The organism is Dolichospermum planctonicum (assembly GCF_005402965.1).
Lineage (GTDB): Bacteria > Cyanobacteriota > Cyanobacteriia > Cyanobacteriales > Nostocaceae > Dolichospermum > Dolichospermum planctonicum.
The window spans coordinates 25,375-48,983 of record NZ_BJCF01000017.1; the positions used below are offsets into that span (position 1 = coordinate 25,375).

The 23,609-nt window shown below is 36.3% G+C and carries 17 protein-coding genes, 1 tRNA gene and 1 pseudogene; 10 read left to right on the top strand and 9 right to left on the bottom strand.

Annotation, left to right across the window (positions count from 1 at the left end):
• Nucleotides 1-144: 144 nt before the first annotated feature.
• Both queG and FFO06_RS09475 read left to right on the top strand, forming a co-directional pair.
• Nucleotides 145-1,119 (top strand): tRNA epoxyqueuosine(34) reductase QueG, encoded by a 975-nt coding sequence (queG, locus tag FFO06_RS09470; protein ID WP_137907822.1) that lies wholly within the window; start codon nucleotides 145-147, stop codon nucleotides 1,117-1,119.
• Complete coding sequence (locus FFO06_RS09475) at nucleotides 1,094-1,741, top strand: HAD-IA family hydrolase (protein WP_137907823.1); 648 nt, start codon at nucleotides 1,094-1,096, stop codon at nucleotides 1,739-1,741. The genes queG and FFO06_RS09475 overlap by 26 nt, the downstream gene beginning before the upstream one ends.
• Nucleotides 1,742-1,839: 98 nt before the next feature.
• Here FFO06_RS09475 and recA read toward each other — a convergent pair whose 3' ends face one another.
• Nucleotides 1,840-2,913 (bottom strand): recombinase RecA, encoded by a 1,074-nt coding sequence (gene recA, locus FFO06_RS09480; protein WP_028090272.1) that lies wholly within the window; start codon nucleotides 2,911-2,913, stop codon nucleotides 1,840-1,842.
• A 246-nt stretch (nucleotides 2,914-3,159) separates the two neighbouring features.
• On the opposite strand from recA, the gene FFO06_RS09485 reads away from it, so the two are divergent.
• The 5 genes from FFO06_RS09485 to FFO06_RS09505 all read left to right on the top strand — a co-directional run bounded on the left by FFO06_RS09485 (nucleotide 3,160) and on the right by FFO06_RS09505 (nucleotide 9,923).
• Nucleotides 3,160-3,525, top strand: a complete 366-nt coding sequence (locus FFO06_RS09485) for a DUF1818 family protein (RefSeq protein ID WP_137907824.1) — start codon at nucleotides 3,160-3,162, stop codon at nucleotides 3,523-3,525.
• A gap of 124 nt (nucleotides 3,526-3,649) precedes the next feature.
• Nucleotides 3,650-3,723 (top strand) — tRNA-Pro (locus tag FFO06_RS09490).
• A gap of 600 nt (nucleotides 3,724-4,323) precedes the next feature.
• Nucleotides 4,324-4,821: a chemotaxis protein CheW gene (locus FFO06_RS09495; RefSeq protein ID WP_137907825.1), complete on the top strand. Its 498-nt coding sequence runs from the start codon at nucleotides 4,324-4,326 to the stop codon at nucleotides 4,819-4,821.
• A 69-nt stretch (nucleotides 4,822-4,890) separates the two neighbouring features.
• The gene (locus FFO06_RS09500) at nucleotides 4,891-6,927 is read left to right on the top strand and encodes a methyl-accepting chemotaxis protein (RefSeq protein WP_137907826.1); all 2,037 of its coding nucleotides are present in this window, start codon (nucleotides 4,891-4,893) and stop codon (nucleotides 6,925-6,927) included.
• Nucleotides 6,928-6,974: 47 nt separating this feature from the next.
• Nucleotides 6,975-9,923 carry a hybrid sensor histidine kinase/response regulator gene (locus tag FFO06_RS09505; RefSeq protein ID WP_137907827.1) on the top strand — a complete coding sequence of 983 codons (2,949 nt, stop codon included), beginning with the start codon at nucleotides 6,975-6,977 and terminating at the stop codon, nucleotides 9,921-9,923.
• 316 nt (nucleotides 9,924-10,239) lie between these two features.
• Here the strand turns inward: FFO06_RS09505 and FFO06_RS09510 are convergent, their stop codons facing one another.
• The 7 genes from FFO06_RS09510 to FFO06_RS09535 form a co-directional block, all read right to left on the bottom strand.
• Nucleotides 10,240-12,396, bottom strand: coding sequence for a polyribonucleotide nucleotidyltransferase (locus FFO06_RS09510; protein ID WP_137907828.1), 2,157 nt, complete (start codon nucleotides 12,394-12,396; stop codon nucleotides 10,240-10,242).
• A 268-nt stretch (nucleotides 12,397-12,664) separates the two neighbouring features.
• Entirely contained in the window at nucleotides 12,665-13,027 is a 363-nt protein-coding gene (locus FFO06_RS09515) for a DUF5615 family PIN-like protein (RefSeq protein WP_028090278.1), read from the bottom strand.
• The gene (locus FFO06_RS09520; protein ID WP_028090279.1) at nucleotides 13,024-13,362 is read right to left on the bottom strand and encodes a DUF433 domain-containing protein; all 339 of its coding nucleotides are present in this window, start codon (nucleotides 13,360-13,362) and stop codon (nucleotides 13,024-13,026) included. Before FFO06_RS09520 ends, FFO06_RS09515 begins: the two co-directional genes overlap by 4 nt.
• A gap of 122 nt (nucleotides 13,363-13,484) precedes the next feature.
• Nucleotides 13,485-14,165 (bottom strand): Uma2 family endonuclease, encoded by a 681-nt coding sequence (locus FFO06_RS09525; RefSeq protein WP_137907829.1) that lies wholly within the window; start codon nucleotides 14,163-14,165, stop codon nucleotides 13,485-13,487.
• Between the two features lie 546 nt (nucleotides 14,166-14,711).
• Nucleotides 14,712-14,834 (bottom strand): hypothetical protein, encoded by a 123-nt coding sequence (locus tag FFO06_RS22300; protein ID WP_268904595.1) that lies wholly within the window; start codon nucleotides 14,832-14,834, stop codon nucleotides 14,712-14,714.
• Nucleotides 14,835-14,895: 61 nt separating this feature from the next.
• Complete coding sequence (locus tag FFO06_RS09530) at nucleotides 14,896-16,488, bottom strand: serine/threonine protein kinase (protein ID WP_137907830.1); 1,593 nt, start codon at nucleotides 16,486-16,488, stop codon at nucleotides 14,896-14,898.
• 168 nt (nucleotides 16,489-16,656) lie between these two features.
• Nucleotides 16,657-17,358 (bottom strand): Uma2 family endonuclease, encoded by a 702-nt coding sequence (locus FFO06_RS09535; RefSeq protein WP_137907831.1) that lies wholly within the window; start codon nucleotides 17,356-17,358, stop codon nucleotides 16,657-16,659.
• A 383-nt stretch (nucleotides 17,359-17,741) separates the two neighbouring features.
• On the opposite strand from FFO06_RS09535, the gene FFO06_RS09540 reads away from it, so the two are divergent.
• The 3 genes from FFO06_RS09540 (at nucleotide 17,742) to FFO06_RS09550 (ending at nucleotide 22,862) form a co-directional block, all read left to right on the top strand.
• Nucleotides 17,742-20,945: a sll1366 family intein-prone helicase gene (locus FFO06_RS09540; protein WP_137907832.1), complete on the top strand. Its 3,204-nt coding sequence runs from the start codon at nucleotides 17,742-17,744 to the stop codon at nucleotides 20,943-20,945.
• Between the two features lie 47 nt (nucleotides 20,946-20,992).
• Complete coding sequence (locus tag FFO06_RS09545; RefSeq protein WP_137907833.1) at nucleotides 20,993-21,955, top strand: DUF4351 domain-containing protein; 963 nt, start codon at nucleotides 20,993-20,995, stop codon at nucleotides 21,953-21,955.
• Nucleotides 21,956-22,028: 73 nt separating this feature from the next.
• A complete protein-coding gene (locus tag FFO06_RS09550) occupies nucleotides 22,029-22,862 on the top strand; it encodes an SWIM zinc finger family protein (RefSeq protein WP_137907834.1) in 834 nt (277 codons plus the stop codon).
• Between the two features lie 16 nt (nucleotides 22,863-22,878).
• On the opposite strand, the pseudogene FFO06_RS09560 reads toward FFO06_RS09550, so the two are convergent.
• Nucleotides 22,879-23,606, bottom strand: a pseudogene (locus FFO06_RS09560) (Uma2 family endonuclease).
• Nucleotides 23,607-23,609 lie beyond the last annotated feature (3 nt).

The window sequence follows — 23,609 nt, forward strand, 5'->3', positions numbered from 1 at the left end:
GTTCTATATTGCATTATTTCTTAACAAATTGCAAATAAAATTTACATATATGTGTAATCAGGAATAGTAAACTAGGGGATCATAGCCTGGCCTGATAATATACTGATCATCCCTTTTGTCTTTGCTAAATTTCCCATAAGAAAAATGAATGAATGTACATCAATTAACAGCATAGTGGTGAAAGCAAAGGCCAAAGAGTTGGGATTTCATGAGGTGGGAATTGCTGCTGTGGCTGATTTAGAAGCGACAGAAATACAAAAATTGAGAGATTGGCTAAAAATGGGTTATCACGCTGATATGGAATGGATGAAAAATCCCCGGCGTGAGAATATTAGTTTAGTTATGCCGGAAGTGATAACGCTTGTATCTGTAGCATTGAATTATTATACACCCGATGCACGTCCCCAGGAGGATGAATACGGAAAAATTTCTCGCTATGGCTGGGGTCGGGATTATCATAGAGTCATGCACAAAAAGCTGAAGGAATTGGCTAGTTGGCTAGAATCTCTGGGTACGGATATAAAAGCGCGTTATTATGCAGATACAGGACCAATCCAAGATAAACTTTGGGCGCAAAAAGCTGGGATTGGTTGGATTGCTAAAAATGGGAATGTTATTACCAGAAAATATGGTTCCTGGGTGTTTTTAGGAGAAGTATTAACTAACCTAGAGTTAGAAAAGGATCAACCGAGTACGCAACATTGTGGGACTTGTACTCGTTGTTTACAAGCTTGTCCCACAGGTGCAATTACTGAACCCTTTGTGGTAGACGCTAATCGCTGCATTGCCTATCATACCATAGAGAATCGGGATCAAGAGCTACCAGCAGACATTAAACCTCATTTACAAGGATGGGTAGCAGGTTGCGATATTTGTCAAGATGTTTGTCCTTGGAATCAGCGGTTTGCTCAAATCACTGATGTAACTGATTTTCAACCCTATCCTAAAAATTTGCACCCCAAGCTGGTAGAATTGGCACAAATATCAGATGAGGAGTGGGATAAAAGATTCACAGCATCAGCTTTGCGGCGCATTAAACCAGAAATGCTACGACGTAATGCTCGCGCTAATCTTGACGTATCCAAGCATAATAATGACCCAGAAAGTAATAATTTTTGATTTTGATGGGACGATTGCTGATACAGTAGATGCTCTTGTAACTATTGCCAATCGTTTAGCTGGGGAATTTGGATATATTCCGATCAATTCCCACGAATTAGCACTACTTAGAAACTTACCAGCCAGGGAGATTATTAAATATTCTGGTGTTTCACTATTCAAAATCCCTTTTCTTGTCAAAAAAGTAAAAGGAGAATTAAAGCATAAAATCCACGAATTACAGCTTATTAATGGAATTAACGCTGTATTAATAGAACTTCATGATCAAGGTTATCACTTGGGAATTATTACTTCTAACTCTCAAGACAATGTGCATGAATTTCTCAAGTGTCATAAGTTGGATCACTTGTTTGATTTTATTTATTCAGGAGTAACTATTTTTGGCAAAACCACAATTATTAATAATGTCTTGCGTCAAAAACAGTTTAAACCAGAGTCAGTGATTTATGTAGGAGATGAAACTAGAGATGTGGAATCTGCTAAGAAGGCGAATATCAAGGTAATTGCGGTCAGTTGGGGGTTTAATTCTTCTGAAGCACTAGGTAAACAAAACCCAGATTTTTTAATTCATCATCCTAGTGAATTAGTGAGTGTGATTAAAAATTGGGCTTTGATAAATTAAAGAATTTTTTTGAGGCAGAGGCTCTCCAGGTTTACAGAAGAAGAGTTTGAGAAGATTTCTACTGTAGAGATGTTAGCAGTAACATCTCTATTTTTTGTCTATTCTTCTAAGTCAATTTCTTCTTCCTCTTCAATGTCATGGGGTTGGGTGACAGAATTAGCAGAAACTACTGCACCTTTATCTAGTTTTTCCAGAACTTGTTCTTTAACTTTGGCCACAAAGTCTGGTTTTTCTTCTAAGTATTTAATGGCGTTATCTCTACCTTGGGAAATGTTTTCACCATTGTAGCTATACCAAGCACCTTTACGCAAAAGAACTCCAGTTTCTTCGGCTATATCTACTAAACAACCCAGGGTAGAAATCCCTTTACCAAAGATAATATCAAATTCGGCAATTCTGAAAGGTGGTGCAACTTTATTTTTAGCTACTTTCACTTTCACGCGGTTGCCAAATTCATCCGTACCTTTTTTTAAGGTTTGAATTCTGCGAATATCCAAGCGTACAGAAGCGTAAAATTTCAGCGCATTACCACCCGTTGTGGTTTCTGGACTACCATAGGTGACACCGATTTTTTGCCGCAACTGGTTAATGAAAATAACTGTGCATCCAGATTTACCAATATTACCCGTTATCTTACGTAAGGCTTGGCTCATTAAGCGAGCTTGTAAACCCACGTGAATATCACCCATATCCCCTTCAATTTCAGCGCGGGGGACTAGGGCAGCTACGGAGTCAATAATGACAATATCAACAGCTGCAGAACGCACAAGTTGATCAACTATTTCTAATGCTGATTCGCCGGTGTCTGGTTGGGAAACAAGCAAGTTTTCAATATCTACACCCAATGCGGCTGCGTAAGTTGGATCTAGGGCGTGTTCAGCGTCTACAAATGCCGCAATACCCCCATTTCTCTGGACTTCTGCCAAAGCATGGAGAGCAACGGTAGTTTTACCAGAACTTTCTGGTCCGTAAATCTCAATTATCCGTCCTTTGGGTAAACCTCCTCCCAAGGCTAAATCTAGGGTAAGCGCACCGGTAGATATTGTTTCTACCTTCATGCGGGTAGCATCACCCAGGCGCATGATTGCTCCTTTACCGAAGCTACGCTCAATTTGTCCAAGTACGATATTTAACGCTTTTTGCTTGCCAGAAGTCTCGGTATTAGCTGCCATTCTTGCCTCTAAAGTATAGGATTTTTCAAAATTGCTGGGACGGGAGTTTTAATAGAACGAATATACTATCTTAACCGCAAAGTGTGCGAATAGGAACGTCGATTAAATAGTTTGGCCAAGATTCTAACGCGATCGCTACAAAATTATAGCATTTTGGATTTGAGATTTGAGATTTGGGTTAATTAACAGATTGCAACAGACTGATCAACAATAGTAGTAGTTTCAAAATATGTAGTTTATGTAGTTATGGAACGAGTTATCAAAAGTGGTACGGGTTGGCGCTTAGGTTGGAACCCAGATGCACTACAATTCAAAGGATTAGTTGGTACAGAAGATTGGGCGATTGAATTAACAGAAGCGGAATTAAATGAATTTTGTCGCCTTTTGCATCAGCTTGCAGATACTATGAAGCATCTAGCTATAGAATTAATGGAGGAAGAAAAAATTGCCTGTGAGGCGGAAAGTGATTTATTATGGATGGAGGTGGAAGGTTATCCCCAGTCCTACAATCTCCGCTTTATCCTGAATACAGGACGGGGTACAGAGGGTAAATGGGAAGCTGCTGCCGTGTCTGGTTTGTTGCAAGCAATAGGAATGCTAAAAGTTTTTTGAAAAACCCCTTGCCATTTTCCTTAACCTTATGATAGACTCGTTAGAGTGACTTAATTAGTTTTTAGACTCTCAAATTTGGTATAATCCCCACTCCAAAAGTCTAAAAATTTTAGGTTTATAGTTACGGGGCGTAGCGCAGCTTGGTAGCGCGCCACTTTGGGGTAGTGGAGGTCGTGGGTTCGAATCCCGCCGCTCCGATTTATGGAATTGGTAATCACACAGTTATTATATTTTTTGATGCTAATTTTTCTGGCAATTTTTGGCAGGAATAGTGGTAAAATAATTCACTGAGTTTTCTGTCAGATTTACAGCAGCTATCAGCAGTTAGCGGTCAGCAATCAAACCATGTAGCTGCAAGGCTTTGTGATTCAAACTTCTGCCTCATTCACTTGCAATATACTGTATTTCAAATTTATTTCAAATTAAAGCAGGCAAGATTCTCACCCCACAAGAGTTTGCTCAAATATCCATCAGCAGATCACAAGTGTTTGAGTCTACAATCTGGGTAATTTAAAATTCAAGTGTATTTAGAAGATGTTTTAAAAGTATTGGGCGAATCTATAAGGCTTTGCCACGACAAGAGCGAACGTTAGTACACAAACTAAATCTACCTGTATGGAATAATTAAAAATCAGTATCTTTAACCTGCGTAGAAGCGGTTTCTAATTGCTAAAAATTGTATTAATTTCTACTTGAGAAACATCCTTTTAGACGTGATTTGAAAAAATATTGATTTTGCAACTTGGAATTATCTTATAAAACCAAAATAAATTAATTTTAATAATCCTCGCTCCAGCCATGAAAAAATTGCAACTTGATTTTAACCATCAAGCCATATATAACAGTAGTGAAAATGGCTATCTTAAATTTCAACTCAATCAACAAACGGGCGCTATTTTATCCATTGCTCATACCCAAGAGGCAATTATTGTACCCATGACATCGGTGACAGCTATTCCCAATATGCCTGCTTGTATATTAGGATTGATGAATTGGCGCAGTCATATAATTTGGGTAGTTGATTTACCGAAAATGTTTAATTTAGAATACCTTGATCATCAGTTACATCAATATAATATCATTGTTATTCAAATAGAATCAATGATTCTAGGTTTAGTTGTCCAAGAAATTCAAGGAACAACTAAGTTTATTGCTGATGATATTCGTTCTCCTGTGGGACAAGTAGCATCTAGTTTAGTACCTTATTTATGTGGTTGTGTAGTGGAACAAGAAGAAATATTATTAGTATTGGATGCTGTACATATTTTAGAGTCGGCTATTCTCTGTGTTGACTAAAATTAATGCTTAATGCCTAGAAAATCGGGTTTAAATGTTTTTGTTTTATGGATTTAGTGTGAGGATAGTATGTTGAAGAAAAATGAAATCAGAAAAAGCGGTGATTCTCAAAATAAAGCACCTTTAATTTCTCCAGCCAAAGTTATTGATAGTCAGGGAGAAAATTCTAGTTACGCGCCGAATTTGGATCATGGATTGAAATTGAAATATTTACGCGAATTTAAATTGAGTATAAAAGCCATCATTTTATCTTTAGTTATTGGGACTTTACCGATATTGGGAATTGGGGCGATAGCTTATATTTTTGGTAGCAAGTTGATTACTAAACAAATTATTATATCCCAAGAAACTAAGGCAATGAGCTTAAGTGATGAGGTTAATAGTTTTATGGGAAAACGCTATGAAGATATTCAGGGATTGTCTAATATAAAATTATTAAGTGATTCTAGTAACGCAAAAACAGAAAAATCTAGCAAAAAAGACAAAATTGATATCAGCAGAATTAATATAAAAACACAAGAAGCCTTAGATAGCTTGAGAAAAACTGGTAAGGTTTATGATAGCGTGGCTGTATTTGATCTCAATGGAAAAGTGATTATGAAATCAGGAGGAGAATCTCTAAGTCCAGAAAAAAAACTGATCTATTTCCAAGAGGTAATTAAACAAGATACCCCTATTATTAGTCAACCAGAAATAGTTAAAAATATAGGCGCGGTGATTTATGTAGCTGCACCAATTAAAGATAGAGTCAAGGGTAATACTATTGGTATAGTCAGAACCCGTACACCTTTAAAATTTTTAGAAAAATTAGTCAAAAGTCATACAGATGATCGTGATAGCCAGGAATATTATTTTTTAGATGAAAAAGGGAGAATTTTGATAGGAACTAATCAAAATTTATTTGGTGAAGATACTCAGGATATTTATCCTAGTTTAGCTAAGGTTTTAGGTGCTAAAGATATTCAGACATTTACAGAAGTTTCCCAAAATCAGCAAAATCAGCAACTAATTACTTATGTACCATTGAGAAAATTATCAGATTCACCAGATATCAACTGGTGGTTAATTGTTGCTAAAGATACAGCGATCGCCTTTAAGCCACAAAAGGAATTTTTACTATTAATTGCTATTACAACCTCGGCAGTTGGGTTAATGATGACATTATTTGTAGGTTGGTTAGTCCGGGAGAATATAGAGATAAAAAAGTTAAAAGCAAATAGTAGATTAAACAATGATCAAGACACTGGAGAACGGCAGGATTTGCCAAATAATCTTCAGCATATTGTGAACCAAATTCAACAAGCTGTTGATGAAATAAATGTATTTCTTCAAAAATTAACCACAGAAGCAGTTATAGAATCTGAACAAAATAACCGTAGCTTAGAAACAATTGATAATATGACTATTGCTATTCAATCTATAGCTAATATAGCACAGCAAGCTGTCACAATTATTAACAATGCTAACTATGCAGCTACGGAAACTGGAGCAGCAATGGATTTAACATTGCAAAACATTTTTTTAGTCCAAGAAACAGTTTCGGAAATAGTTAAAAAAGTAAAACGCTTAGGAGAATCTTCTCAACAGATTTCTCGTGTAGTTTCTGTAATTAATCAAATTGCTATGCAAACTAATTTATTAGCAATTAATGCCGGAATTGAAGCGGCAAGAGCCGGGGAAGAGGGTCAAGGTTTCGCTGTAGTAGCGGAGGAAGTAGGAGAATTAGCCGCTAGAATTGCAACTGCAACCCAAGAAACTGAGGAAATAATTGCTAAAATTCAACGAGAAACTGGTGAAATAATACAAGGGATGACAACAGGAACTAATCAAGTGGTTGAAAGTAGCCATATTCTCAAAAATGCCAAGGAAAGCTTACAGCAAATTGTTAATGTATCAGGGCAAATAGATACCTTAGTGCAGTCAATTTTAAGTGCTACTACATCTCAAATACAAACATCAGAAATTGTTATTCAAACTGTTAAGGATATTACCAATATATCAACATTTAACCGTGATAATTACCGCCAAATTTCTCAATCTTTGCAAAAAGCAGTAGATATTTCTCAGCAGTTAAAAGAGACTGTTGAGACTTTTAAAGCTAATTGATATCCTGATTTTGAAATTAATAACTAATGACTAAGGAATAATAACTAATGACCAAAGATAAAGAATTGGAAATCCAGATGCAATTTTTGGAAGAAGCAACTGATTATCTCAACATTTTAGAAGGGATATTGTTGGGAATTGACAGCAGCAACCGCATGGAATTAGAAAAAATTAATGCTGCAATGCGAGCCGCTCATTCTATTAAAGGTGGGGCGGCCATGATGGGATTTAGTGTATTAAGTGATTTAGCTCACCGTCTAGAAGATGCTTTTAAGGTTTTAAAGACTGAGAAAAATTCTCTAGAACTCGATACCAATTTACAAAGTTTATTGCTATCTGGTGTTGATTGGTTACGACGCATTGTTGAATTACTTTCAAAGGGTAACAATTTAGATCATAGTCGGTTAAGAGAATCTTGTTACCCAATTTTTGATCAACTCTATGAGCGTTTAGGTGAGCCGTCTCCAGAGAATATTACAACATTACTATCATCAGAACTATCATCAGAAGATAATCAACTTATCCCTTTGTTGTTTGAAACTGAAGTTGAAGAATATTTAAAAATTCTAGAATCTCGATTAAAAAATAGTCATAAACCAGGATTAAGATCCGAATTACTAATCATGGCCACTGAGTTAGGTGGCTTAGGAGAAATGCTCCAGTTAAAAGCATTTACCCAACTATGTGAATCAGTGATTAATTACTTAGAAACCTATCCTCATCGCTGTGTAGAAATTGCTAATTTAGCTTTAGAATCATGGAGAAAGTCTCAAGCTTTAGTATTAAGTAATCAAGGGAATAATTTACCAATAAAAATTGACTTTTGTGAGTTTATTACTGATAATGTTGATAGTCATAAAGACCTATCATCAAATCCCCAAGATAATTTAGTAAATCAATCAAAAACTGTTAGTTATGATTGGCAATTATTAGCAGATATAGAACTACCTCCAGAAATTAACGCCGTCGAATTTGCTGATTTTGATAGGGTTTTGGATTCAAAAAATCCGCTCTTAGATATAGATTATAAATCTAATGAACAGCGCAAAGGAGATATTAATTTACCTCATAAAGAACGTGAAAATCATGAAAATACCGTGAGAATTTCAGGGAAACACTTAGAAAAAATTCATGATTTATTTGGAGAAATTATTATTCAGAAAAATGGGTTGAATGTGCAAATGGAAAGATTACGTAAATTGGTTCGTAGTCTAAATCAGCGAGTGCAAATTCTTGATCAAGAAAATCAAGAACTGCGGACGGCTTATGGAAAAATTATGACTCATAATCATCTGATAAATCATCATAATCAAGAAGCAGAAAATCACTTTTTAGAACAAGATTACTATCAGAAATTAGATGTCTTATCTCAGGATGTCATGGAAACTATTGTGCAAGTTGCAGAAGTTACAAGTGATATTCAATTAAGTGTTGATGATACAGACCAAATAGCGAGAAAACTGAATAAAACTTCTAAACAATTGCAAAGACAATTAACCCAGATGAGAATGCGTCCTTTCTCAGATTTAGTCGAGCGTTTTCCTAGAGCCATTAGAGATTTGAATGTGGAGTATGGAAAAAATGTGCAGTTAAGAATTGAAGGTGGTAATACTTTAATTGAAAGGAGCATTTTGGAAGCATTAAATGAGCCTTTAATGCACTTATTACGCAATGCTTTTGATCACGGAATCGAAGATCCTGTTACCCGTAAAATTCAGGGAAAACCTGAACAAGGGTTGATTGAAATAAAGGCATTTTACCATAGTAATCGGACGATGATTACTATCCGTGATGATGGTCAAGGTATTTCTTTAGACAAAATTCGTCACCGCGCTTTAAAAATGGGTTTAGATGATTCTTTATTAGCGAGTGCGAGTAATGAGGAACTACTATCATTGATTTTTGAACCAGGGTTTAGTACCTCAGAACAGGTAACAGCTTTATCTGGTCGGGGGGTGGGAATGGATGTAGTGCGTAATAACCTCAAAGTAGCGCGAGGAGATGTAAACGTTGATACTCAAAAAGGATTGGGGACGACAGTTACTTTATCAGTACCATTTACCTTATCAGTAGCGCGAATCTTATTAGTAGAGAGCGATGGACTACTCTTAGCATTTTATACAGATGTCATAGAGGAAATTTTCTTACTAGAAAATCAGCCAATCTTTCTCCAGGATGGTAAAGAATTGATTAAATGGCAAGATACGCAATTACCATTACTGCGTTTAAATAGTTACTTTGAGTTTAATTGCCCCCGCTCCAATAATCTAGAATTAGAAACTCCGCCCATAATTAATGCTATAAGTGTATTAATAGTCAAACATGACAATCAACAGGTTGCAGTGCAGGTAGAACGCTGCTGGGGTGAACAGGAAGTAGCTATTCGTCAAGTAGAAGGTAATATTCCTCTACCGAGCGGTTTTAATAACTGTACAATTCTGGGTGATGGTCGGGTAGTTCCCCTAGTTAATACTAATGATTTAGTGTTATGGATTACTAATTGTGAACCTCCCCATCTGAGTCGTAAGTTACCGACAACAAGATTACAAACTGCTTTCTTAAAACCCTCAAAAGTAGCAATTTCAACTAAACCCCCTCGTCAAAAAGGGAAAATTTTGATTGTGGATGACTCCATTAATGTGCGTCGGTACTTAGCCCTAACCCTAGAGAAAGGTGGGTATCAAGTAGAACAAGCAAAAGATGGTCAAGATGGCTTAGAAAAGCTAGAAAATGGGTTACAAGTCCAAGGGGTAATTTGCGACATTGAAATGCCCAGGATAGATGGTTATAGCTTTTTAGAGCGAATTAATGCTAATAGAGACTTGAGAGATATTCCTGTAATTATGCTGACATCTCGCAGTAGTAATAAACACCGTCAATTAGCGATGAAATTAGGGGCAAAAGCTTATTTTTCCAAGCCTTATAATGAGCAAGAATTATTACAGACATTAGCGGAGATAATTTTCCAGATAGCAGAAACAAAGTCATCAAATTAGTTCAAAAATCAAAAATCAGAATTATAAACCAATAAAATTTAGTTGAGCATTTTTTCTTCCCTCTGTGTCCTCTGTGCCTCTGTGGTTAGATAAAAAAGAGCTTTAGAGTATTAGAAATGATAAGCTGTACTGCATTTAATTTGTATAATTATAGCGGGCAGGAAGCCCGCACCACAAGATTTAGCCATATTAGGATTGTACAATCTAGCCGCGTAACAGCTTAAAAAAACACGACAGCGATGCCTACTAGCAAGGCATCGCGGATTTTAGATTTGTGATTCATCCGTAATCTAAAATCTAAAATCCAACAGAGGATTTAATGGTTTACCGCTGCTGCTTCCCGTGCTGCTGCTGCTTGATCTGGGTGAATACCCAAGCGTGTGAGGTTAATTCGACCTTTATTGTCAATTTCTCGCACTTTGACAATCACCTCATCACCAACAGCGACTTCATCTTCAACTTTACCAACGCGGTAGTCAGCAAGTTGAGAAATGTGAATCATGCCTTCTTTTCCGGGCAAAAATTCCACAAAAGCACCAATAGGTATAATCCGGGTCACACGACCGATATAAACATCACCTTCATGGAGTTTACGAGTCATGCCTTGAACAATGTTCCGCGCTTTCTTAGCCCTATTTTCATCAACTGCGGAAATAGTGACAGTACCATCATCTTGGATGTCAATTTTTGCACCAGTTTCTTCAGTGATGCCCTTAATGGTTTTACCACCAGGTCCAATGACTAGACCAATCATGTCAGGATCGATCTTAATTGTCAACAGGCGGGGGGCATAGGGTGAAGTTTCTTCTCTGGGGGTGTCAATAGTCTGGAGCATTTTTTCCAGAATGTGCAACCGCGCTGGTTTGGCTTGGTGGACAGCGTCGGCGATGACTTCTAAAGACAACCCGGATATTTTCATATCCATTTGCAAAGCGGTAATCCCAGTATCAGTACCGGCAACTTTGAAGTCCATATCACCTAAAAAGTCTTCAATGCCCTGAATATCGGTAAGGATTCGCACTTCGTCCCCTTCCTTGATCAAGCCCATGGCCGCACCGCTGACGGGTTTAGTAATTGGTACACCAGCATCCATCAAGGATAAACTAGAACCGCAAACTGAACCCATGGAAGTAGAACCGTTGGAAGAAAGCACTTCCGAAACTACACGAATTACGTAGGGAAATTTATCTTTAGGTGGCAATACAGGCAACAATGCTCTTTCCGCTAATGCACCATGTCCGATTTCTCTTCTACCGGGGGCGCGTAAGGGTTTGGTTTCGCCGACGGAGAAGGGTGGGAAGTTATAGTGATGCAGATAACGTTTAGCTTGGTCTAGTTGCAAGTCATCGTTAAGATTTTGAGCGTCTCCAGGAGTACCAAGGGTACACATTGATAATACCTGAGTCAGTCCCCGGTTAAATAAACCACTACCATGTACCCGTTTGGGTATTATACCAACTCGACAAGATATGGGACGGACTTCATCAAGTTTACGCCCATCAACGCGCACATTATCTTCGATAATTTGACGGCGCATGAAGTATTTGGTAATGCTTTTAAAGGTATTACCAAGGGCGTTGGAGTCTGCTGTTGCGGCGATGCGAATGGGGTCTTCTTCTGATAAAGCTTTGATTTCATCAGATATACTATCCTTAACTGCATCTAAGGCAATATCACGATCAGTTTTAGTTAACTCAAATTGCGCTAATATTTTCTTAATCTCTTGATTAGCGCGATCGCGGATATAATTTTCTAAGGTCTGATCTGGTTCGGGTGGTGCTTCTTGCACAAGTTTTAAACCTAATTCATCCAGGAAATCTAATTGGGCTTGAATTAAATCCCGTACAGCTTCATAGCCAAAATCAATCGCTTCAATAATATCTCGCTCTGGCAATTGATTTGCACCGGCTTCCACCATGATCACCCCATCTGGTGAACCAGCCACGACTAAATCCAAATCTCCCGCTTCAATTTCTGCGTAGGTTGGGTTAATAATAAAATCATCACCCACTAAACCTACTCGCACAGCGGCCATTGGTCCATTAAATGGAATTTGGGCAATGAGGGTAGCAATTGAAGCACCTGTCACTGCTAACACATCGGGAGGGACTTGTTCATCCATGGACATAGTTAAGGCCACAACTTGCAAATCATCCCGTAACCAGGAAGGGAATAAGGGACGCAGCGGGCGGTCAATCAGACGACTGGTAAGAATTGCCTTTTCCGGTGGACGACCTTCCCGGCGCATAATTCCTCCGGGGATTCTTCCCGCCGCATACAGTCTTTCTTCATAATCTACCGTCAGTGGCAAAAAATCAACACCTTCCCTGGCTGCTGACCTCGTGGCTGTCACTAAAACAGTTGTATCCCCTGATTGTATCAAAACCGACCCACCTGCTTGGGGGGCTAGTAGGCCAACCGTCAGTCGAATATCCCGTCCATCAAAGGATATTGACTTTTCAAATTCTGCCATTCAGTTTTTTTTCCTTCTCTTACGCGTTTCTCACTCTGTGGCAATCCTAACATTTATGCAGTCTAGACGGCTTGTGTCATGAACAAACATAAAACAAAATTTCCTAAGTTAGCTGTACAGTGGGCTTTATATCTGGGTTTGTCATCTAAGTTATCTTTTTCAGAAGGATTTTATTATAGTTCATCAATCAATTAAGATGTAATTAACTGTATGGTAATTCCCAAAAAAGGAATGGTAAACCCAAGCTATATTACCAATTGAGTTATTTTTATGGTAAGGGTAAATAAATTATTCTATCTTGATATTCATTGTCTTCTGAAGCCAAAGCAACTAATATTAGTTCTTCTATATTTTCACCAATACTTAAATTTGGATTAAGGATGAAAATACCTGGTATATGGCGATTAATAGCAACATGATCATCTAAATGTACAGGCATGGAAGTTCGGTTATTTGTCACTAATACAAAATTATTTTTCTCACACCAACACAAAATTTCTGGATCTAATGTACCTTTTGAGGGTATATTCGCTTCTCCTATTACCTTAATCAAAATATCAGGTTCTCGTAATCTAATTTGATTTGGATATAGAGGATTAACATTTTCATCAATTAAATATTTTAAGGTCATGCTGGCTTTTTCGCTTGTCTGGCAATTCTGAGTTGGTGCAGTTTTTCCGACACTGGTGGGGGATTAAGTCTTTGTTGTTCTCTCATTTTATGACCATGTTCCATCCAGTTTTTTATGTAAGCGCTGACAGTTTCTTGATTTTGCAAATAATAAAGAATGGTCGCATATACTTGTTCTAAGGAAATTGATTTATATATTTGGGTAATTTCTTCTGGAGAACGTCCACAATCAATGTATTCATAAAGAATTGTTTCAATCCCAATACGTGAATCTTTTAGTCGGATGTCTTCCGGGGAGAGAAAGTTGAAATACTCTGTAATCTGTTTGGTAGTCATAGTTTTACCCATATTCATACTCAGTTCCATTATATCAGTTAGGTTGGTTGGTTTGATGCCAAGAAACTCAAGATTATTAAAGCTGTTGTTAGGTGGCGTTGTTACTTAACCCAGGAACGGGATTAAATTGTATCCGGATCTATATTTAATTCCCGCAATTTTGCTGCTAAACGTTCTGATTTTCTCGCTTCTTTTTCTGCGGTTTCTTCAGGTGTGGGAACTAGCTCTCCTGTTGGTGTAAAATATCGTAATAGTCCTTGATCAATTCCTAAATATAAACCTAGCTGACGACTCCACAAATGTCCTTGCTGATTTTCTTCTAGAGGTTGATATTCTCCGTCTACTAAATGAAAACCTGCAAATTCTAGTGTATAAGGGTCGAACCAAAAATAATCAGGTGTGCGGAAAGTATTTTGATAAAGTTCTTTTTTGTATTCTCTATCTGTATTTGCTGTAGTTGGTGAGAGAATTTCTAAAATGAAATTAGGATATTTACCATCTTCTTCCCAAACCACCCAACTTTTCCGGGTTTTGCGTTCTGTTCCCAAGACCACAAAGAAATCAGGACCTCGGAAATATTCAGATTTTTTCTGATTAGGACTATAGTAAATGGTGAGATTTCCCGCAGCATAGAAATCATTTCTATCTTTCCATAACCATTCTAGACATTTGAAAAGTAGAATTATTTGTCTTAGATGTAGTTCTGTTTCCACGGTCGGTTCATCACTATATAAATCACTTGGGGGAAATATTACATCTTGGGAGATGTTTTCTTTGCATTCTAATTCTTGAGTAATCATCATGATATGATACCAAGTAGTTATTTGTTGATTATAGCATTACGTAGGTTGGGTTGAGAAAACCCAACATTATATTATTCTTTTGTTGGGTTGCGCTGTCGCTTAACCCAACCTACATGACTGGTTGGATAATAATTTGATATTTCTCATGCAAGGGAATGTATATTTTTAGCAAGGTTAATCATGGTTGTAATTTTAATTAGCATCTAATTCAATGTTAATTTAATTTGGTTATGTTTGTCAATATATTTTGTCTGAATCAGGATGTCCAGGATTAAAGGATTTACAGGATTTTTGTTTAGATTTGGATTTTGATGAGTTGAATAATTAAATATTTTTGTCTGAATCAGGATGTCCAGGATTAAAGGATTTACAGGATTTTTGTATGGATTTGGATTTTGATGAGTTGAATAATTAAATAATTGTGTGTTTCTCAAAGATAGTTCATTCAGAAAACAATTGAATTCCATATATCCTGGGATACGCCACGCTATCAGGCTTTGTTATCATCATTGACAGAATTGGTAGATTAATAGAATTTGGTGATCATTAAAAATATTTAATCTCTTCATCCTGTAAATCCTTAAATCCTGGGTATCCTGATTCAGACAATAAATATTTAATCCCTTCATCCTGTAAATCCTTAAATCCTGGATATCCTGATTCAGACATCTTCATTATATCTTTTGTTGGGTTGCGCTGTCGCTTAACCCAACCTACATGACTGATATTTTCACGGCTTAATTAAAGATTCCTCAGACTGACGATATTTAGCAATTAATTTACGTCTTTTTAAGGGTAGATAAAGTAGCATGAAAAGTGTGGTTAAACCTGTTCCAGTGAGTGCTAACAAAATAAATGAGTTAAAACCTATTATTATTCCCGTTCCTACACTAATTCCAGATCCTAATATGAGTAGTATTAGTATACTAGTAAACAAGTTTTTGGCCTCTTTAGCCATGTCCACAGCCATGTCCACAGCCATATACACAGCTATACCCGCAGCCCCAGCCCCAGCCCCAGCCACAGCCACAGCCATATACACAGCTATACCCGCAGCCCCAGCCCCAGCCCCAGCCACATCCACAGCCACACCCACAGCCACACCCGCAGCCACAACCAGTAAAAACATCGCAATTAAACGCCAATAAGGCAATTTTATCTTCTCAATGGGTAAAGCTGCCGTTTGCACCTTCACCGTCAAATTATCACTAGCTGGATAAGCATTACTATAAAGAATTAATTGACGTTTATACTGCTTATCCGCCATTAATTTACTCGTATCTACCTGAACCTGAAAACGAATATGATTGCTGCTAAACTGAGCAGGTTTAACCGAAATCCAAGCATGATGATCTGGTGTATGGGGTGGGTCTTGAGGATGGGGTGCAACTTCCCATTTACCTTCTAACAAAGTATCTGGTATAGGATTTTCAATAGTAATACTTTGCGTTAATTTTTCCCCCAGCCTATTCGCTTTAAACTCTAAAACCGTCTCACTAAAATCAACCCCTGGTACACGAATAACATCAAGGGGTTTGAGTGATTCTAAAGCTGCTTCTGCATTAGTAAATCGGTCTTTTTGTTTCGGTTGTACCATTTTTTCTAACCAACCGATAAACCGCAAACTCAACCGGGGTAAAAGATGACGGAAATTAATGACATAAGGATCATCTGCATCTTGTAATTCATCTATTTTTGTGGACTTAATTCCTGTCAATAAACAGATTAAAGTTACACCCAAAGCATACAAATCTGTAGCATTTGTCGGTTTAAACATTTGCTCTGGCGGAATAAAACCAGGAGTTCCTTTAAATACACTACTTCCAGCCACATCATGACTACCAATACGAGCAAAACCAAAGTCAATTAAATAGACATTGATTTGTTCATCTACTAAAATGTTTTCTGGTTTAATATCCCGATGAATTACCGACGGTATCCGATTTTGTAAATATACCAGAATTTCTAAAATCTTAACTGCAATTTGTTTAATTTCTGCTGGTGAAAAGCTGCGAGGTTCTGCTAAAGTAGAAGCATGAATATACTCTTGAACTAGACAAAAACCATCGGCGGTTTCAAAAGAATGCAAATAACTGGGAATACCAGGATGATTTAATCCTTTAAGTACCTGTATTTCTCGTGCGTGGGCTTCTGAACCAGACCAACTTGAACCCGCTTGAGCAAAACAAAACTGTTTGATTACTTCTGGTTGCTTTGTGTTAAGATTTGTTGCTAACCAAGTAATTCTACCACCTTCGCGGTTGCGTCCTAATTCTCTAATAACCTCATAGCCTTGTGCTTGAAAATCTGGGTAGATGCTCATACTTCTCAGAGGTAACAAGTATAGTAGTATATTTTAATATTACCATAATCTGCATGAGTTTTGCCTGTGTGCAAAATGTACCGCGATTTAGAATCGCCAGAGTTAGTATGAATTTAGACTTTTAAAACAACCTCTGAAGTTAAGCAACAGAGTAACCCAGCAACGGGATTAAATTGTATCCGGATCTATATTTAATTCCCGCAATTTTGCTGCTAAACGTTCTGATTTTCTCGCTTCTTTTTCTGCTCTTTTAGTTTCCTGTTCTGCGGTTTCTTCAGGTGTAGGAACTAGCTCCCCTTCTGCTGTAAAATACCGTAATAGTCCTTGATCAATTCCTAAATATAAACCTAGCTGACGACTCCATAAATGTCCTTGCTGATTTTCTTCTAGAGGTTGATATTCTCCGTCTACTAAATGAAAACCTGCAAATTCTAGTGTATAAGGGTCGAACCAAAAATAATCCGGTGTGCGGAAAGTATTTTGATAAAGTTCTTTTTTGTATTCTCTATCTGTATTTGCTGTAGTTGGTGAAAGAATTTCTAAAATGAAATTAGGATATTTACCATCTTCTTCCCAAACCACCCAACTTTTCCGGGTTTTGCGTTCTGTTCCCAAGACCACAAAGAAATCAGGACCTCGGAAATATTCAGATTTTTTCTGATTAGGACTATAGTAAATGGTGAGATTTCCCGCAGCATAGAAATCATTTCTATCTTTCCATAACCATTCTAGACATTTGAAAAGTAGAATTATTTGTCTTAGATGTAGTTCTGTTTCCACGGTCGGTTCATCACTATATAAATCACTTGGGGGAAATATTACATCTTGGGAGATGTTTTCTTTGCATTCTAATTCTTGAGTAATCATCATGATATGATACCAAGTAGTTATTTGTTGATTATAGCATTGAATGTATTAATCCTGAAAATCCTTTAATTCTCAGTAGTTGTTAAAAACTTGGGCGACTAGAAGTCGCGCCTACACAGTCAAAACCCATCTGCATGGGTTTAAAAATATTAATTTTTCTGTTAGTCCACCTGGGTGGACTTTGTTTGTGTAGTAGCGATTTATAATCGCCGACAAGTTTTATCTCTTAACTCAAAATGCGAGATAATAGAGATAAGCTGAAAAACCTTTAAGTTGCATAATTCGGGCGGGCAGGATGCCCACCCCACAAAAGTTTTACTTGTAGGCAATATGCAAGTTAAATGTTCAACAGCTTAAGAATTAAAAAATAATTAGTATATTCAAACATGGCAATTTTACACGGAACTTGGGTAATAAATCATCAAAATAGCTATTTCTTTATTTGGGGGGAAATTTGGCGTTCTTCACAGGTGCATACTGAAGTATCTGCTGAAATTTATTTACACCCATTGGCTATGACATCAGGGGAATTAAATGAATGGTTAGAAACATCTAATTTGTCAATTGCTAATTTAATTCAGCCAAATACTACTAATAAACAAAGAATTAAAGGTCAACCAACAACAGAAATCAAATTACCTATTCACTCACAAATAATTTCTTTACCAACTGATTTTGTAGAGAGTAATAAATCTGAATTAACAACAATTTCTCCAGTTTATTCTGTCGGTGTTGATATAAACTACTCATCTTCACAATATTTACATCCTTGGAAAATTGAGGGTTTTTGTCTTACTCCAGCATTAGCAATTCAATTTCTTAGCTCTTTACCTCTGAGTCCAAATGACAGTAAAGCAGCTTTATTAGGAGCAGATATTCATTTCTGGGTACATATTTTTAGATGGCATTTAGATTTGATTTCTCGGTGTAAATTTCTGCCAAATATTGAGAAAAAAGATAGCAATTTAGTTGCCAAATGGCAGGTACTTTTAGATAGTGCGATAGATGTCACTAGATTAGAAAAATTTGCCTCAAAAATACCTTTAGCTTGTCGAACCTATCAACAAAATATCGAAAATCTCGCAATTGATTTACCATTATTACCTGAAGAATTAATATTATCATTCCTCAATCACATTACAGATCATCAATTGCGGTTAATGGTTGGTTCTCAATCTCCCCTTGAACCGAGAATCATGATGTCTTTACCTACCGTATTACAGCAATGGTTAAAAGGATTAATTCATGAAAATAATAACGAAAATAATACAATTAATGGGGCAGGAGGAGAACGTTTAAAAACTACTTTAAAAGCCTGGACTTTACCCTTACAATATCAACTTACAGGGAAAGCATTATTTAGAACTTGTTTCCAATTAATTCCTCCAGAAAATCAAGAACCAAATTGGACTTTAAAGTATTTTCTGCAAGCAGTAGATAACCCGGAATTTTTAATAGAAGCAGCGATAATTTGGCAGCAACCTGTAGATAAATTAGTTTATCAACATCGGACAATTGAACAACCTCAAGAAACCTTTTTACGAGGTTTGGGTTTGGCTTCTCGATTGTATCCTATAATTACTTCAAGTTTAGAAACTGCATCTCCCGAATTTTGCCACCTGACTCCTACAGAAGCTTATGAATTTATCAAAGCTATAATTTGGAGATTTGAAGATAGCGGTTTAGGAGTAATTTTACCTCCTAGTTTAGCAAATCGGGAAGGGTGGGCAAACCGTTTAGGGTTAAAAATTAGTGCCGAAAGTCCTCAACAAAAATCAGGACGTTTAGGTTTACAAAGTTTATTAAACTTTCAATGGCAATTAGCAATTGGTGGACAAACAATTTCTAAAATTGAGTTTGATAAATTGGTAAAATTAAATAGTCCTTTAGTAGAAATTAATGGTGAATGGGTAGAATTACGTCCCCAAGATATCAAAACCGCCCAAAACTTTTTTAGTTCCCGTAAGGAACAAATGTCTCTTTGTCTAGAAGATGCTTTACGTATTAGTAAAGGAGATACTCAAGTTATTGAAAAATTACCTGTTGTTAGTTTTGAAGCTACGGGTGCGTTAGAGGAATTAATTGGGGCATTAACTAATAATCAAGAAATTCAAACTTTACCAACTCCTGGCAATTTTACCGGACAATTAAGACCTTATCAAGAACGTGGTGTAGCTTGGTTAGCGTTTTTAGAAAGATGGGGTTTGGGTGCTTGTTTAGCGGACGATATGGGATTAGGTAAAACCATTCAATTCATCGCTTTTATACTTCATCTCAAAGAAGAAAATGTTTTAGAAAAACCAACTTTATTAGTTTGTCCTACTTCAGTTATGGGCAATTGGCAAAAGGAAGTAAGTAAATTTGCTCCGACTCTCAAGGTTTTAGAATATCATGGTGATAAACGTCCTAAAGGTAAAGCATTTACGGAAACTGTTAATAAACATGATTTAGTTATTACTAGCTATGCACTCATTCACCGCGATATTAAACTTTTAAAAACCGTTGAATGGCAAATAATTGTTTTAGACGAAGCCCAAAATATAAAAAATTCAGAATCTAAACAATCCCAAGCAGTTCGACAGTTAGAAACTACATTTCGTATTGCTTTAACCGGAACACCTGTAGAAAATAGATTACAAGAATTATGGTCTATTTTAGATTTCCTGAATCCCGGTTATTTAGGTAATAAACAATTTTTTCAAAGACGGTTTGCTATGCCTATTGAAAAGTATGGTGATACTGCTTCTTTAAATCAATTACGTTCTTTAGTGCAACCTTTTATTTTACGAAGATTAAAAACTGATAAAGATATTATTCAAGACCTGCCAGAAAAGCAAGAAATGACTGTTTTTTGTGGTTTAACTTCTGAACAGGCTACAATATATCAACAATTAGTAGATCAATCTTTAGTAGAGATTGAATCTGCGGAAGGTTTACAACGTCGGGGTATGATTTTAGGATTATTAGTGAAGTTAAAACAAATCTGTAATCATCCTGCCCAATATTTAAAATTAGCAACTTTAGAAAAACATCATTCTGGTAAATTACAAAGATTAGAAGAAATGTTAGATGAGGTTGTGGCAGAAGGAGACCGGGCTTTAATTTTCACACAATTTGCTGAATGGGGTAAGTTATTAAAACCTTATTTAGAAAATAGATTAGGACGAGAAATATTCTTTTTATATGGTAGCACCAGTAAAAAACAAAGAGAGGAAATGATTGATAGATTTCAACATGACCCGCAAGGACCACCAATTATGATTTTATCATTAAAAGCTGGTGGTGTGGGTTTAAATTTAACTAGAGCAAATCATGTTTTTCACTTTGATAGATGGTGGAATCCCGCAGTGGAAAATCAAGCTACAGATAGAGTATTTAGAATTGGTCAAACTCGCAATGTTCAAGTCCATAAATTTGTTTGTACAGGAACTTTAGAAGAGAAAATTAATGATATGATTGAAAGTAAAAAGCAATTAGCAGAACAAGTTGTAGGTGCAGGAGAAGATTGGTTAACAGAAATGGATACTGATCAATTAAGAAATTTGTTAATATTAGATCGTCATGCAATCATTGAAGAAGATGAAGTTTAAAAAACCGTTGGTTCTTAAATCATGTAAATCCTAACTTAGATAAAAATATGAAAGAAAACATAGACCATGACCGCTTATTCAAAGAACTAATATCAACCTTTTTCATAGAATTTATAGAATTATTCTTTCCTCAAGTCCTTGAATATATAGACACGGAATCAATTATATTCTTGGACAAGGAAATATTTACTGATGTTACTGCAGGAGATAAATATGAAACCGACCTGATAGCCAAAGCTAAATTTTTAGGTCAACTTTCTTATTTTGTGATTCATATTGAGGCAGAATCAGGTGCAAGACCGAAATTTAATCAAAGAATGTTTCGTTATTTTGCCAGATTAGATGAAAAATTGGACTTACCAATATATCCGATAGTGATATTTTCCTACGACTCACCGAAAACCGTAGCTGTGAATAACTATCAAATCAACTTTCCTGATTTTGAGGTGCTAAAATTTAATTATCAGGTGGTGCAACTAAATCAACTCAACTGGAGAGACTTTTTAACCCGTCAAAATCCAGTTGCATCGGCTTTGATGTCGAAAATGAGCATAGCACCAGAAGATAGGCCAAAGGTCAAAGCAGAATGTTTAAGGTTATTAGTCACCTTAAAATTAAATCCAGCCAAAATGCAATTGATATCAGGTTTTATTGACACATATTTGAGATTGAATAAAATTGAAGAAGATAAATTTCAAATAGAAGTAGGTACATTAATAACAGAGGAAAAGGAGGAAGTTATGCAAATTGTTACCAGTTGGATGGAAGAAGGAATTGAAAAAGGAATTGAAAAGGGAATTGAAAAAGGAATTGAAAAAGGAATTGAAAGGGGAATTGAAAGGGAAAAAAATTTAATTATTCGTCAAATTAATAGGAAATTTGGACAGATTGATCTAGAATTAGAAACCAAAATTAGAAGTTTAAATATAGAAATTATTGAAGCTTTGGGAGAGGCAATATTTGATTTAGATGATGTAGAGGATTTGCGAAATTGGTTAGAGAATTGTTGATACATGAGTTTTCAATGATACTTTGAATAAATGGAGAAGGTCTATTGCTAACACCACAAAAAGATGAAAGATTATGAGTAACGAAACCTTACAAGCAAGTCGGGAATGGTGGTCACAAAGATGGTTAGATTTACTGGATTCTTACCGATTTAAAAAGCGCTTAGAACGGGCAAGAAATTATTCTCGAGGAGGAAATGTTCTGAGTATTAAATTTAAGGCTGGGAAGGTATTAGCTAGAGTGCAGGGTAGTGAAGTAGAACCTTATAAAGTGTCTTTATCTCTTGATGCTTTTAGTGATGAAGAATGGGGTTATATTGTGGAAACAATGTCCCAAAAAGCGATTTTTGCCGCTAAATTATTAGCAGGAGAAATGCCACAAAATATCGAGGAAGTTTTTATCAGTAACGGTTTATCATTATTTCCCTTTACTCTGACTGATGTTCACAGTAAATGTTCTTGTCCTGATAAAGCTGTTCCTTGTAAACATATCGGTGCGGTATATTATCAATTAGGCGATCGCTTTAGTGAAGATCCTTTTGTATTATTTCAACTACGTGGACGTACAAAAGAGCAAATTATCAGTGATTTACGTCAATTACGCAGCAGTAAAAATGTAGAAACAACTCAAGAAACATCGGAAATGCAACCAGAAGTTTCTGAACATCAATATCCCGTTAAAATAGATGATTTTTGGCGATATAATCAGCCGTTAGAATCATCTTTAGTGGTAATTTCACCTGCTGTGACTGAAACAGTATTAGATGTATTAGGAACAATTCCTTTAGCAAAAGATGAGGAAAATACAACTAATTTACCTGCGGGTGAATTAGTAATGAAATATTTACAAGCAGTGTATAAAGATGTAAGTCAAAAGGCATTTTTAGCAGCAATGAATGTAGGATCATAAGTTTTTATTCTTTCTTTCACTTTTTACTCCTTACCCATTCCCTCACTGCTTTTCTAATTGCTCGTCTACCAGCCCGATTTTGCTCAATCAATTTTGGTAAATCTCGAATTTTTAAACTAGGAAATACTAAACTTCTCTCAGATTCCAAATATTCACCAGATTGCAAAAGATACAGCAAGTAGCTTTGAGTGAGGTACACCTTGTGCGGGCAAGATGCCCGCACCACAAGAGTTTTATTATTAATATTTGTACTTCATAAGATCGGGAACTGCTGTAAATTGTCAATTCACCAGAATCATAACACCAAATCTCAGGAACTTCCAAACGAGCATAAATAGGAAACCGATTTAAAGACTTATTGCTAACATCAATTTCTAAAGCTAAATCCGGAGGTGGATCTTTTTGCAAATCTAAATCTAACCTACCCCTAACTAAGGGTTCATTTTGAAAATAAAAACAATTATCAGCTTCAATTCCTGCCATTTTGCGTTCTCGCTTCCAGGTTGTTGAACCTAAACTTTCATAGTTTAAATCCAACTTTTCAGCGATATCTTTAACTGCATCACTAATTACTTCTTTATATTGTTCATGTTCTGGTAAAGGTGTCATAATTTCTAAATTTCCATCATCATAAGCTACTCTAGCCGCCCGATTTTCTCCCAAATCTTGCAGCAGATTCTCAAATTGTTACCAACCGATGTTATAAAGCATAACTCTATCAGCGCGATGTTTGGTTATTATCATTTG